Genomic DNA, 13,340 nt, shown 5'->3' on the forward strand with positions numbered 1-13,340 from the left:
TGAGCGGTTTTTCTTTTTATACCTTCGCAATGCGATCGCGCAGCGCCTGTTTTTCCGCCGCGCTGAGAAAGGCCATCTCCAGCCCGTTAATCTGCGCCTGGCGAATCTGTTCGCGACTCAGCCCGGCAGCCGGGGCTGCAACCTGATATTCATGACCAATTTCGACACCTTGTACGGCCGGATCGTCGGTATTGATGCTCGCCAGAATGCCATGCTCAAGGAAGGTTTTCAGCGGATGGCGAGCGAGGGACGGCACGGTGCTGGTCTGAATATTCGACGTCAGGCAGGATTCAATACCAATGCGTTGCTCGGCGAGAAAATCCATCAGCGCGGCATCTTCAATCGCCTTCACGCCGTGGCCGATTCGCACGGCGCCGAGTTCACGAATCGCCTGCCAGATGCTTTCCGGGCCGGCGGCTTCACCCGCATGAACCGTTATCTGCCAGCCCGCATCGCGCGCACGGTTAAAGTGTGAAAGGAAAAGACTGCCGGGGAAACCCAGCTCATCACCGGCCAGATCCAGCGCGGTAATGCCGTCGCGGTGCGCCAGCAGCGCATCGAGTTCCTGTAAGCATGCGGCCTCGCCGAAGGTGCGGCTCATAATGCCGATTAAGCGCGCCTGCACGTTGAAATCACGACTCCCTTCGCGTACACCGGCAATCACCGCTTCCACAACGCCCGCTACCGGCAGGTTGTGGGTCATCGCCATGTAGCCTGGCGAAAAGCGCAGTTCAACGTAGTGCAATCCGTTCAGCGCCGCGTCCTGCATGTTTTCGTAAGCGACGCGGCGACAGGCATCCAGCGACGCCAGCACTTTGACACCCCAGTCGAGTTTTGCGAGGAAGCTGACCAAATCCGGTTCATTAGAGGTGACCTGAACGTGCGGACGTAGCGCTTCAAGGGTTTGTGCAGGCAGGGGCAGATTGTACTGGCGGCCAAGATCCAGAATCGTTTGTGCACGGATGTTTCCGTCGAGATGGCGATGAATATCAGTTAACGGCAGGTTGGGATCAATCATGGTCGCACTCTTATTTTAAGAAAGTGCTCGCCATTATAGAGATAAAAGGCGGTAAAAAGCTATCTTGCGCAACCCAGAGGGCGAGTTGCGCAAATTTTGGCTTAATAAAGCGACGCTAAGGCCGCGATTAATCCCTTCACGCCTTGCTCGAGTTTTACCCGTGGGCAACCGACATTCAGGCGCACAAACCCCCGGCCTTCCGCGCCGTAAGTATCGCCGCGCATAATGGCCACGTTTTGCTCCTCGATCAGCGCTTTTTGCAGTGCGGAATCATCAATACCTAACGGGCGCAAATCTATCCATGCCAGATAAGTAGACTCAGGCACTTGCCAGTTCAGCGCAGGAAAGGCGTTATTCAGGCGCTCTGCCAGATAAGCCAAATTGGCGCGTAAGTATGCGCGAAGCGCATCCAGCCACGGCGCGCCGTCGCGGTAAGCGGCGATATGTGCGACGACCGACAGCACTGCCGGAGAGGAGAGGCCGTTGCTGTTTTTCAGCGCATCAAGCCAGCCATTGCGCGACGACGCATCATCAATAAGCCCCCACGCGCCGGTCAGCGCAGGAATATTGAAGCTTTTCGATGCCGAACTAAACAGCGCCCACGGCCCACGTGCAACAGCGCGCCAGGGAATGTGCGGTTGGCTGCTCCAGACCATATCCATATGAATTTCATCGCTTATTACTTTCACGTTATGGCGCTCGCACAGCGCGGCCATGGTTTCCAGTTCATGGCGTGTCCACACTTTCCCGGTCGGGTTTTGCGGGCTGCACAGCAGCAGGATTTTACTCTCCGGCCTTGCCAGCACGGCGTCGAGCTGCGCCATATCGCAAAACCAGCCTGCATTGTTGTGTTGTAGCGGCACGGCCAGCAACTGCCGCTGATTCCCCTGAATGGCTTTATAAAACGCATCGTACGCCGGGGTATGAACCACAATCCCATCGCCCGGCCGTGACCACTGGCGGATCATTTCGGCAATCATCCAGATAACCGACGGACCATAAACAATGGTTTCAGCATCAATCTGTGTATTAAAGCGGCTGGTCATCCAGTGCGAAATAGCCCCCAGGAACGCCTCGTTTTTCCAGCGGCTGTAACCCAGCACACCATGCGTAAGCCGCTGTTGCAGGGCGTTAATTACGCACGGCGCGGTGGCAAAATCCATATCGGAAATCGTGAAAGGGAGTAAGTCCGCGCGGCCAAAGCGATCGGCGACATAATCCCACTGCGTACACCAGGTGCCGTGGCGGTCAATGGGGGTGGAGAAATCGAACGTATCCGTAGTCATTGTTTATTCCGCCTCCACCGGGGTGCCAAATTGTTGCGTCTTGATGAGCTGCGCCATTTCATCTTTTACCGACTGCACCTGCGGCCCAATTACCACTTGCAGGTCATGTTCGTTCACTTTGATAACGCCAATCGCGCGGTTGGCCTTGAGGGCGTCAACATTAACTTTATCCATCTCATTGACCGACAGGCGTAAGCGGGTAATGCAGTTATCCAGCGTTGCGACGTTATCCGCTCCGCCAAGCGCGGTAAGCAGGGCAGGCACGTCATAACCGGATTTGCCCGTCACCCCTTGCGTTGCTGAATCTGCGCTTTCCGCCACGGCGTTGTCGCGGCCCGGTGTTTTCAGGTCGAAATGGGTGATAGCGAAACGGAATAAGACGTAGTAAACGGCGAACCAGATAGCAGCAACCAGCGGCACCAGATACCACTTCGTCGCCAAACCGTGCAGCACGCCGAAGACAATAAAATCAATCACGTTGCCATCCGTGTTACCGATCGTCACGCCGAGCACGGCCATCACGGTAAAGCCCAGCCCGGTAAGCAAGGCATGAATTAAATAGAGCACCGGGGCGACAAACAGGAACAGGAATTCGATCGGTTCGGTCGTACCGCCCACCACGCAGGCAATGACGCCGGAAATCATCAACCCTTTTATTTTATGGCGATTTTCAGGCCGTGCGCAGTGGTACATCGCCAGCGCCGCGCCGGGTAAGCCGCCGAGGAAAGCGGGCATCTTGCCTTGTGAGAGAAAACGCGTCGCGCTTTCGGCGAAACCGTGTGTTTGCGGGCAGTTAAGCTGCGCCTGGAAAATGGTTAATGCACCGCTGACGCTGTGTCCGCAGACCTCCATCGTTCCGCCAGCTTCCGTAAAACGGATCAACGCCACCAGAATATGTTGCAAACCAAAGGGCAGCAGCAGGCGCTCGCCAGTGCCGAAAATCATCGGCCCGAAATCCCCGGCGCGATCGATAATGTGCCCCAGGCCGCTAATCGCCATGGCAAACCACGGCCAGACCAGCGGGATCGCAAGCCCCACCAAACCCATCACGACACTGGTGACAATCGGCACCGAGCGCGTACCGCCGAAAAAGGCCAGCGCGTCCGGCAGGCGCAGGGTGTGAAAGCGTTCATGTAAACGCCAGATAATAATCCCGGCAATCACCGCGCCGAGGATGCCGGTATCAATGGACTGGATGCCGAGCACATTCTGCACGTTATGTGCTTTGAGCAGAGACGCATCGGTAGTGGGCAATATGCCTTGCGCGGTGAGCCAGAAATTCACCGCCAGATTCATCACTGCATAGCCAACAAAACCGGAAAAAGCCGCCACGCCTTTATCTTCACGCGCCAGTCCCAGTGGAATCGCGATACAGAACATCACGGGCAGGAAACTGAACGCGAATGAGCCTATTTTGTTCATCCAGATAAAAATGGCCTGCAGCAGCGGATGGCCTAACACCGGCAGCAGTGTTATCACATCGCGGCTGCTCAGCGAGCTGCCAATGCCGAGCATGATGCCACAAAACGACAGCAGTGCGACGGGCAGCATAAAGGTTTTACCGAGCTGCTGGAAAAATGCCCACAGGTTCGCTTTTTGCGCGGTTTTCCCCGCCATAACCTCTCCTTACGTAAAAAGAATGCTCTGGCGGATGCGCAGAGCGCAGACGGTTTTATCAGTTTTTGTCGCGCAAAAAGCACGAGCCGGTAACGGGGTTGTCGTTTTCGGATTCTGGCAAGATTACCGGGTAGAAAATAAAAAGCCCCTCGAAAGGGGCTGGAAAATTACTGCTGCGGTACCGCCGGAACCGGCGGCGTCGCGTCGTCCGGTTGGGCAGGTTGTAGCCCTGGCATACCAAACATCCCGACAAACTGCTCGAGCGGCATTTTTTCGCCGTTCAGCGTCACCTGGCCGTTAGCATATTGCAGGCTGGTGAGGATGCTGTTGTTTTCCACGGTGGTGATGCGGAACATCTGACCCATCGCCGCCAGGCCTTTCACCTGCTGGCTTGCCAGTTTCGCCGCGTCCTCTTGCTGATAGCCTTCAAGTTTTGCCACCTGAGTCATCATTTCGGTGGCCATATCCAGCGGGATCGTCAGCTTGCTGTCGAGGGATTTCACCGTGCGGTCAACTTGCTCGGCCAGCGTTTGCGGCGTGCCGGTTGCGGTTGACGGATCTTTCAGGAACAGGGACAGATTAAAGGTCGCTTCGCCTTTAGCGTTTTTCCAGCTGAGCGGCGCAACGGTCAACACGGGTTCACCTTTCAGCAACAGCGGAACAATGCTGAGGAATGCTTCGGTGGCTTTCTGCTGGTAGAGTTCCGGGTTCTGCGCGATATCCGGCTGTGCCATTAAGGCACGGATTTGCGCATCGTATTGCTCGCTGGCCTGATGCCAGGCTTTGCCGTCAATCTGGCCCACTTTCAGCGTCAGTTTACCGCTGCCGAGATCCTGGCCCTGCACCTTCAGGCTGTTCAGCGAGTAATCCAGTTGACTGTTGAGGCTCTTTTTGTCGTCCGCAACGTCAGATTTGGCGGTTAAGTTCATGCCTTCGAGCAGCGCCATCTCTTTATTTTCAATAGAGATCGCGAGCTTATCGAGGCTCATCTTCTGGTTGCCGGTACGCTCATCAAAGCTGGACATTTCGCTGGAGCCGTCGGTTTTCAGGTTATTGAACGACAGCTGCACTTTCTGCCCATATTCATTCACCGTATCCACCAGGCCGCTTTCGGCTTCGCCGCTCAGCGACAACGCATTACCTTTGCTGTCCGCGCTGAAGCGGAAATGGCCGCCGCTAAAGGCAACTTTGTCGCCGTCTTTTTCTGAATTCAGCGGGCTCAGCGTGACATCCGTGCGGGTATCGCCGCTGTAGCCAATGCGGGTGTCAGCAGAGAAGGGCGCCTGGCCTTTGGCGATATCAAACAACCCTTTTGTCACATCGTTATTGACCAGTTGCGTATGCACGGAAGCCATCGCAGGCGTCAGGCTAAAGGTTTTAAGCTGCGCCAGCGGGAAGGGGCCATGATCGACCGTTTCGTGCAGAACAATGGCTTGCCCCGGTTTCAGCCACGTATTGGTGCTACCGGCGAGCGGTTTAATGTTCAAGGTTAACTGGCTGGAAAAGAGGCCGCGCTGGTAATCCTGGGCAGAGAGCTCAATATTGGCCTCCGGCGCGTTGCGCTTAATTTGTGCGTTCGCCTGGCTGACCATCTCCGCCAGACGACCTTCAAGTTGTTTGCCGGTGTACCAGGCTCCGCCCGTCCAGACGATACCGAGCGCGACGATAATCCCTGCGGCAACCCACGTTTTTTTCATACTATTTATCCCTAAAAAAGAAACCAGGCGGTTAACGCCGCCTGGATGTCGAGTGATGTGCCTTCAAGCTTAGCAATCCTTGCTAAAAAGTTCAGTAACTTACTCTCACTTATTAAACACTCGCGCCACGCGACCAGTGCCGCTTACGCCAACAGGTGATTCGTCGGCGGCAATAAACGCTGACTCACCCGCTTTCAGCACTAATTGCTGGCTCGCTTTGCTGAGCACCGCTTCGCCTTCCACGCAGAAGACAATGGCCGCGCTCTGTTGCGCCAGTTGAGTTTCGCTGGCGCTGAGATCGTGCAGGGAGAACGCAAAGTCGTCTACCGGGATCGGGAAATCCAGCTCCGCACCGTGCTGTGTCGGTTGTGTCAGCAGTTCACTGGCGGGTTTTGGCGTGAATTTTACGTTCGCCACCAGTTCCGGGATGTCGATGTATTTCGGCGTTAGCCCGGCGCGCAGGACGTTGTCAGAGTTCGCCATCACTTCCAGCGCCACGCCTTGCAGGTAGGCATGCGGGGTTTCGGCAAACAGGAACATCGCTTCGCCTGGGTTCAGTTTCACCACATTCAGCAGCAGCGGAGAGAAGAGGCCGCTGTCATCCGGGTAGAACTCGCTAATCAGGCGAATGGTCTGCCACGGTTCGCCGGAGTGATTGTCAAGCGCGGATTTCAGCACCGCCAGCGCGCGGGATTTCTCCTCGCCCTGCATATTCAGCAGCGCGGCAAACAGCTCGCTCAGGCGCTCTGCGCCAGGCGCTTGCAGGAAATGGGCGATAGCCGGATGCGCGCCCGCCACCGGTTGCAGCAGGGAAACAATGTCGGAAAACTCGCGGAAGGCGTTCATGGCAAGGAACGGCGTCAGGGCAAACACCAGTTCCGGCTTATGGTTTGGATCTTTGTAGTTGCGCTCTGCGGCGTCCAGCGGAATGCCTGCGGCGTTCTCTTTAGCAAAACCAGTCTCGGAGTTTTTCTTGTTGGGATGCACCTGAATCGACAGCGGCTGGTCGGCGCACAACACTTTAAACAGGAACGGTAATTCACCAAAACGATTCGCGACGGCGCTGCCCAGCAGGCGGGTTTTATCCTGATCAATCACCTCACGCAACGCACGGGTCTGGCCGCTGGCATCCTGCACCTTTGAGCTACTCTTCGGGTGCGCGCCCATCCACAATTCGGCCATTGGCAGATTGTCAGGATTGGCAATGCCGTAGAGATCCGTTAATGCCGTTTTACTTCCCCAGGCGTAGTTCTGCACGGAGTTGATGAGTTTTTGCATTATCAAGCCCTTTCTCATTAATGAAATTATGGCGTTATTAAAGCAACAAAGCCGGCGGAAGTAACCTGTGGGGGTAAAAAGTCGTACTAGTCTCAGTTTTTGTTAAAAAATTGTGTAGGATATGGCGACTCGCTTTAACACAGGCAGATGGATTGACTGCCTGAACAATAACCAGATCAGCCGTAAGTGAGAGAACAATGTCGAACAAACCCTTCTATTATCAGGATCCTTTCCCACTCGGAAAGGATGACACCGAATACTACCTGCTCAGCCGCGACTATGTTTCTGTGGCTGAGTTCGAAGGCCAGCAGATCCTGAAAGTGGATCCGCAAGCGCTGACCCTGCTGGCGCAACACGCTTTCCACGACGCCTCATTTTTACTGCGCCCGGCGCACCAGCAGCAGGTCGCCGATATCCTTGCCGATCCCGAAGCCAGTGAAAACGACAAATATGTCGCCCTGCAATTCCTGCGCAACTCGGACATTGCCGCGAAAGGCATTCTGCCGACCTGCCAGGACACCGGCACGGCGATCATCATGGGCAAGAAAGGCCAGCGCGTCTGGACCGGTGGCGGGGATGAAGCGGCGCTGGCTCGCGGTGTTTACAACACCTACACCGAAGAGAACCTGCGCTATTCGCAAAACGCCCCGCTGGATATGTACAAAGAGGTGAATACCGGTACCAACCTGCCGGCGCAGATTGATCTCTACAGCGTTGATGGCGACGAGTATAAATTTCTCTGCATCGCCAAAGGCGGCGGCTCGGCGAATAAAACCTATCTCTACCAGGAAACCAAGGCGCTGATCACTCCGGCGAAGCTGAAAAACTACCTGGTTGAGAAGATGCGCACCCTCGGTACGGCGGCTTGCCCGCCGTACCATGTCGCGTTTGTGATTGGCGGTACATCAGCGGAAGCGACACTGAAAACGGTCAAACTTGCCTCCACCAAATATTATGACGCGCTGCCAACTGAAGGTAACGAGCACGGACAGGCGTTCCGCGACGTGCAACTGGAGCAACAGCTGCTGGTAGAGGCACAGAATCTCGGTCTTGGCGCGCAGTTTGGCGGCAAATATTTCGCTCACGACATTCGCGTGATCCGCCTGCCGCGCCACGGTGCATCCTGCCCGGTCGGTATGGGCGTTTCCTGCTCTGCCGATCGCAACATCAAAGGTAAAATCAACCGCGATGGCATCTGGCTGGAGCGTTTAGAGCAGAATCCGGGCAAATACATTCCTGAAGCGCTGCGCGAGGCCGGTGAAGGCGAAGCGGTGAAAGTGGATCTTAACCGCCCGATGAAAACGATCCTCACTCAGCTTTCGCAGTACCCGGTCTCTACGCGTTTGTCGCTTACCGGCACGATTATCGTCGCGCGCGATATTGCTCATGCAAAGCTCAAAGAGCTGATGGACAGTGGCGAGCATCTGCCGCAGTACATTAAAGATCACCCGATTTACTACGCAGGCCCGGCAAAAACGCCGGAAGGTTATGCCTCCGGCTCGCTGGGGCCGACCACCGCCGGGCGCATGGATTCTTATGTCGATCAACTGCAGTCGCAGGGCGGTAGCATGATCATGCTGGCGAAAGGTAACCGCAGCCAGCAGGTGACGGATGCTTGCCATAAGCACGGTGGTTTTTACCTTGGCAGCATTGGCGGTCCGGCGGCGATCCTTGCGCAGAACAGTATCAAAAGCCTTGAGTGTGTGGCTTATCCGGAACTGGGTATGGAAGCTATCTGGAAAATTGAAGTGGAAGATTTTCCGGCGTTTATCCTGGTGGATGACAAAGGCAACGACTTCTTCCAGCAAATTCAATCCGGGCAGTGTGCCCGCTGCGTTAAATAGTATTGACCGCCCTTCGGGGCGGTTTTTTTAAGCACAAAGCAGTAAACAACATTCTAAAAAGCATCAATACTTTTACTTGTTTGCAGGTGAGCAATGTCGTAACCCAATATCACTTTGTAACCAAGGAGAGAGTCATGGCAACGTATCGCAGTGAGAAAGATTCGATGGGCGCAATCGACGTCCCGGCAGACAAACTGTGGGGAGCGCAAACCCAGCGGTCGCTTGAGCATTTTCGTATCTCAACGGAAAAAATGCCGGTCTCACTGATCCACGCGCTGGCGCTAACCAAACGCGCAGCGGCAAAAGTTAATCAGGATTTGGGTCTACTGCCCGAAGAGAAAGCGCGCGCGATCATCGCGGCGGCGGATGAAGTGCTGGCCGGGCAACATCCCGATGAGTTTCCGCTCGCTATCTGGCAGACCGGATCCGGTACGCAGAGCAACATGAACATGAACGAGGTGCTGGCCAATCGCGGCAGCGAAATCCTCGGCGGCGTGCGCGGCATGGAGCGCAAGATCCATCCCAATGACGACGTGAATAAAAGCCAGAGTTCAAATGATGTTTTCCCGACAGCGATGCATGTCGCGGCGGTGATTGGTGTGCGCGAGCAATTGATCCCGCAGCTACAGGTACTGAAAAAAACGCTTAATGAGAAAGCCACCGCATTTGCCGGTATTGTCAAAATCGGCCGTACGCATTTGCAGGACGCGACGCCGCTGACGCTGGGACAGGAGATCTCCGGCTGGGTGGCGATGCTTGAGCATAACCTTAAACATATCGAACAGAGCTTGCCGCACCTGAGCGAACTGGCGCTTGGTGGCACCGCCGTGGGCACCGGGCTGAATACGCACCCGGAATACGCCGTGCGCGTGGCGCAAGAGCTGGCCAGTTTTACCGGGCAACTGTTTATTACCGCGCCTAACAAATTTGAAGCGCTGGCGACCTGCGATGCACTGGTGCATGCGCATGGCGCGCTGAAAGGGCTGGCTTCTTCATTAATGAAAATCGCTAACGATGTGCGCTGGCTCGCCTCTGGCCCGCGTTGTGGTATTGGTGAAATCGCGATCCCGGAAAACGAACCGGGCAGCTCGATCATGCCGGGTAAAGTTAACCCCACGCAGTGCGAAGCGATGACCATGCTATGCAGCCAGGTGCTGGGCAATGATGTGGCGGTGAATATAGGTGGCGCATCCGGCAACTTTGAGCTGAACGTTTTCCGCCCGATGGTAATCCACAACTTCCTGCAATCGGTACGTCTGCTGGCGGACGGGATGGAGAGTTTTAACGAACATTGCGCCGTGGGGATTGAACCCAACCGCGAGCGTATTGATCAACTGCTGAATGAGTCTTTGATGTTAGTGACAGCACTGAATACCCATATCGGCTACGACAAAGCGGCGGAAATTGCCAAAAAAGCGCACAAAGAGGGGCTGACGCTGAAAGCTTCTGCGCTGGCGCTCGGCTACCTGACGGAAGCCGAGTTTGACAGTTGGGTGCGTCCGGAATCAATGGTTGGCAGTTTGCAACAGGCTTAACCCGCCAGATAGAGGTGCAGCCGCGGAATGATTAGCGTCAGCGGTTGCGCCTGTGGTTTATAGCGGTGTTGAATAGTTTCCGCGTTGTAATCCAGCAGTTCGCCAATATCCGGGACGGTTCCGCCATTCTCTTCTGAAATCAGTGAGATAAGCGGTGTCGGGCAGGCATATTGCACCTGTTTTTGTGAACCGGCATACCAGACGCGGGCAATGGGCTGCACTTTCACCGGACGTTTGATTTTCAGCCGCGCCTGTTTTGGCAGGGCGGCAATATCGTTGTACTCCTGCTCAATGCGTCCCAGCCACTCTTCACGCGTCCACGCAGAGACGGCGCGCGGGGATTTCAGGCTCTTTTCCAGTTGCGCCAGCACCTCATCGCGAGTGAGGTTTTTAATAATATGCTTATTCGCCCAGCCAAAACGGATGGTTGCCGGTGCGCGAATGGCCGTCAGTGTCCGGTAAGCATTTAAGGTGATAAGCCCCGGCAGATGGCGGTGAACCCATTCAAACCGGGCCGCAGGGGCCAGCCCCGATTCCTGAGTGACTATCCGTTCAAAGGTTGATTTCAGCGCGTTCACGGTGCTGATGCGTTCAGCCAGCGCGCTAAGCGTGGCCTCATTTGCCTGGTAGCAGATAACGCCCGGCAGCCGCACAGCGGCTTTGCTGCTGCGGTTTTCCGACTGCTGCTGAATAAATAAATGGGTGAAATGATTGAGGGCAAGCGCTGCCGCCTGCTGACCAAGATGTTGTTCGACATGGATCGCGGTAAGCGGGTTGTGTTCCGCGCCTTTGGGGATATCCGGCAGGCTAAATACGCGCGCGGCCATTAACCGGCAACCTGCTAACTCGGTTTTTAGCGCAGCCAGTTCATGTTCCAGCTGCCGGAAGGTGGTGTTGAGGCGTTCGATCAAATCTAAGGCAGCCATTTTGCATTCCATTAGTTACAACATACTTGTGTTTATAGCACAGTCGCCGGGATTCGGCCACTGTGCGATTAATCGTCAGGAGGGCAAAACAATGTGGTGGTAAATCGGCCAGTGGAAAGAAAATTTCGCGCCGCCCAGTTCGCTCTGCGCGCAACTGACTTCGCCGCCGAAGGCCTGTGCGATGGAATGCACAATCGCCAGCCCCAGTCCGCAGCCGCCGGTCGCGCGGTCGCGGCTTGGATCGAGGCGAACAAAGGGTTCAAACACGCGTTCACGCTCTTCGGGGGCAATACCGGGGCCATCATCTTCGACGATCATACAGGCTTGTGCGCCTTCGCGTTGTAAGGTGACTTTTACCTTTTGCTGGCTGTAGCGCAGGGCGTTATTCACCAGATTATCCAGAACGCGCTCCATAAGGCGCATATCCAGCGCGCCATAATCTTCGCCCGGCGTTGTTGTCAGCAAAAAGGTGTACTGCGGGTTCATGCTGCGCGCATCGTCAAGATAACTGCTGAACCACGCTGGCAGATCCGGCGAGGTGAGTTTCAGCTCGGTCTGCGGGCGATCAAGACGAGCGTACGTCAGCAACTCTTCAATCAGCGCTTCCAGTTGCCCGATATCGCGATTTAACGCCGCATGCTCGGTTTCGCTGAGGTTTTCACTCATCTCCAGCCGGTAACGCAGCCTGACCAGCGGCGTGCGCAGTTCGTGGGCTATGCCGTCTATAAGATGCTTTTTACTGGCGATCAGCGCGTTGATATTGTCCGCCATCTGGTTAAAGGCGATGCCGAGCCGTTCAAAACTTGAGGCACTGTCAAAATGAATGCGCTCTTCTAAATGCCCCTCGCCGAAGCGTTGTGCTGCTGATTCAAGCCGCAACATCTCCTGCCAGTGCGGGCGCATCCAGATAAATACCGGGAAGGCGAGAGAGATAGCAATCAGCGCCATCAAACCCATATCCAGCAGCCGCGTTTCATGCAGGAAAAAGAGATACGGCACCGGACCGACCGCCAAAACATAATGGCTGCGGGGAATACGCTGGATGAAAGTGTATTCCGAATCAAGCGCCACGATATCGCCTTCACGCAGACGCTGTGCAGGACGCGGTTCCAGCGTGAATTTACTCATCGGTTCAATGCGCAGATTAAACGACAGATTGAGATCCAGCTCCTTCAGGGTTCTGGCCCATTGATTGGGCGGGATCTCGCGCAGCTCGCTACGCATCAGGTAGAGCGAGCTTTTCATCAGGTCGTCAAGGGACTGGCGGCCAGCGCGCTCGGCGGTGAATTTATAAACCAGACCCACCAGCATCGTCATGACCAGAAAGCAGACGAACAGCAAAAGGTAAAACTGGACGAACAGCTTTTTCATAGCGACACCTGGTTGTGCGTTTTAGTTGTCCCACGCATGCGGGGCGAACAGATAGCCTTTATTGCGAACGGTTTTAATCCGGTAGGGTTCCGTTGCGCTGTCGAGCAATTTTTTACGCAGACGGGAAATCGCCACATCAACGCTGCGATCCATGCCATCGTAGCTTACACCACGCAAGTTCTTCAGCAGCGCATCGCGGTCCATAATCTGCCCGGCATGGGTCGCTAATTCCCAGAGCAATTCGAAATCGGCGGTGGAGAGGGCAACTTGTTGCCCGGCCAGCATCACCTGGCGGTTAACCGGATCGATAGACAGGGTGCCAAAGCTGATCGTCTTATGTTGTTTCAGCGAGGGAGTGGCGGGCTCGGCGACGGTATTCACACTGCTGCGCTGGCGCAAATGCAAACGCAGGCGCGCCAGCAATACGGCGGGCGGCGTGGTTTTCAGAATGTAGTCGTTGGCGCCCATCTCCAGTGAAAGAATGTGGTTCATATCACTGTCCAGCGAGGTGAGCAGCACAATCGGGCCGTTCCACTGGTTACGCAGGTCGCGGCACAAAGTCATGCCATCTTTACCGGGCAGCATGATATCCAGCAGCACCAGTTCGGGTTTTTCGCGGGCGATAACCTCTTCGGCGCGATCGCCACGGGGTTCGACAATGACGTCCATATCGTGTTTGCCCAGATAAGCGGCAATCAGTGCGCCCACTTCCGGGTCATCTTCCACAAAAACGATCTTATTCATAAGCCATCGCGATTGTTCAAAAAC

10 protein-coding genes are annotated in these 13,340 nt (G+C 55.5%); 2 read left to right on the forward strand and 8 right to left on the reverse strand.

Annotated features, from left to right (window positions below):
• Positions 1-16 precede the first annotated feature (16 nt).
• The 5 genes from add to manA form a co-directional block, all read right to left on the reverse strand.
• Positions 17-1,018: an adenosine deaminase gene (gene add, locus JKP81_RS11570; protein ID WP_200551843.1), complete on the reverse strand. Its 1,002-nt coding sequence runs from the start codon at positions 1,016-1,018 to the stop codon at positions 17-19.
• Between the two features lie 101 nt (positions 1,019-1,119).
• Positions 1,120-2,304 (reverse strand): MalY/PatB family protein, encoded by a 1,185-nt coding sequence (locus JKP81_RS11575; RefSeq protein WP_200551844.1) that lies wholly within the window; start codon positions 2,302-2,304, stop codon positions 1,120-1,122.
• Between the two features lie 3 nt (positions 2,305-2,307).
• Positions 2,308-3,921, reverse strand: coding sequence for a maltose/glucose-specific PTS transporter subunit IIBC (malX, locus tag JKP81_RS11580; protein WP_200551845.1), 1,614 nt, complete (start codon positions 3,919-3,921; stop codon positions 2,308-2,310).
• A 167-nt stretch (positions 3,922-4,088) separates the two neighbouring features.
• Positions 4,089-5,618: a YdgA family protein gene (locus tag JKP81_RS11585; protein ID WP_200551846.1), complete on the reverse strand. Its 1,530-nt coding sequence runs from the start codon at positions 5,616-5,618 to the stop codon at positions 4,089-4,091.
• Between the two features lie 105 nt (positions 5,619-5,723).
• Positions 5,724-6,896, reverse strand: a complete 1,173-nt coding sequence (gene manA, locus JKP81_RS11590; RefSeq protein ID WP_200551847.1) for a mannose-6-phosphate isomerase — start codon at positions 6,894-6,896, stop codon at positions 5,724-5,726.
• A 197-nt stretch (positions 6,897-7,093) separates the two neighbouring features.
• Between manA and fumA the strand changes: the two genes are divergently transcribed.
• Complete coding sequence (gene fumA / locus JKP81_RS11595) at positions 7,094-8,740, forward strand: class I fumarate hydratase FumA (RefSeq protein WP_200551848.1); 1,647 nt, start codon at positions 7,094-7,096, stop codon at positions 8,738-8,740.
• A gap of 134 nt (positions 8,741-8,874) precedes the next feature.
• Positions 8,875-10,275 (forward strand): class II fumarate hydratase, encoded by a 1,401-nt coding sequence (gene fumC, locus JKP81_RS11600; protein ID WP_200551849.1) that lies wholly within the window; start codon positions 8,875-8,877, stop codon positions 10,273-10,275.
• Here fumC and tus read toward each other — a convergent pair.
• The 3 genes from tus to rstA form a co-directional block, all read right to left on the reverse strand.
• On the reverse strand, positions 10,272-11,201 hold the full coding sequence (gene tus, locus JKP81_RS11605; RefSeq protein WP_200551850.1) for a DNA replication terminus site-binding protein: 930 nt from the start codon (positions 11,199-11,201) through the stop codon (positions 10,272-10,274). The two genes, fumC and tus, sit on opposite strands and share 4 nt — an antisense overlap.
• 75 nt (positions 11,202-11,276) lie before the next feature.
• Positions 11,277-12,572 carry a two-component system sensor histidine kinase RstB gene (gene rstB / locus JKP81_RS11610; protein WP_200551851.1) on the reverse strand — a complete coding sequence of 432 codons (1,296 nt, stop codon included), beginning with the start codon at positions 12,570-12,572 and terminating at the stop codon, positions 11,277-11,279.
• A 21-nt stretch (positions 12,573-12,593) separates the two neighbouring features.
• Positions 12,594-13,316: a two-component system response regulator RstA gene (gene rstA, locus JKP81_RS11615; RefSeq protein WP_065370624.1), complete on the reverse strand. Its 723-nt coding sequence runs from the start codon at positions 13,314-13,316 to the stop codon at positions 12,594-12,596.
• Positions 13,317-13,340: the final 24 nt, after the last annotated feature.

The organism is Kosakonia sp. LAM2021 (assembly GCF_016620385.1).
GTDB lineage: Bacteria > Pseudomonadota > Gammaproteobacteria > Enterobacterales > Enterobacteriaceae > Kosakonia > Kosakonia sacchari.

Bases quoted from the DNA above. Each gene is read 5' to 3' on its own strand.
- rstB (WP_200551851.1), bottom strand. From the start codon at position 12,572: ATGAAAAAGCTGTTCGTCCAGTTTTACCTTTTGCTGTTCGTCTGCTTT.
- fumA (WP_200551848.1), top strand. From the start codon at position 7,094: ATGTCGAACAAACCCTTCTATTATCAGGATCCTTTCCCACTCGGAAAG.
- manA (WP_200551847.1), bottom strand. From the start codon at position 6,896: ATGCAAAAACTCATCAACTCCGTGCAGAACTACGCCTGGGGAAGTAAA.
- JKP81_RS11575 (WP_200551844.1), bottom strand. From the start codon at position 2,304: ATGACTACGGATACGTTCGATTTCTCCACCCCCATTGACCGCCACGGC.
- add (WP_200551843.1), bottom strand. From the start codon at position 1,018: ATGATTGATCCCAACCTGCCGTTAACTGATATTCATCGCCATCTCGAC.
- fumC (WP_200551849.1), top strand. From the start codon at position 8,875: ATGGCAACGTATCGCAGTGAGAAAGATTCGATGGGCGCAATCGACGTC.
- rstA (WP_065370624.1), bottom strand. From the start codon at position 13,316: ATGAATAAGATCGTTTTTGTGGAAGATGACCCGGAAGTGGGCGCACTG.
- malX (WP_200551845.1), bottom strand. From the start codon at position 3,921: ATGGCGGGGAAAACCGCGCAAAAAGCGAACCTGTGGGCATTTTTCCAG.
- tus (WP_200551850.1), bottom strand. From the start codon at position 11,201: ATGGCTGCCTTAGATTTGATCGAACGCCTCAACACCACCTTCCGGCAG.
- JKP81_RS11585 (WP_200551846.1), bottom strand. From the start codon at position 5,618: ATGAAAAAAACGTGGGTTGCCGCAGGGATTATCGTCGCGCTCGGTATC.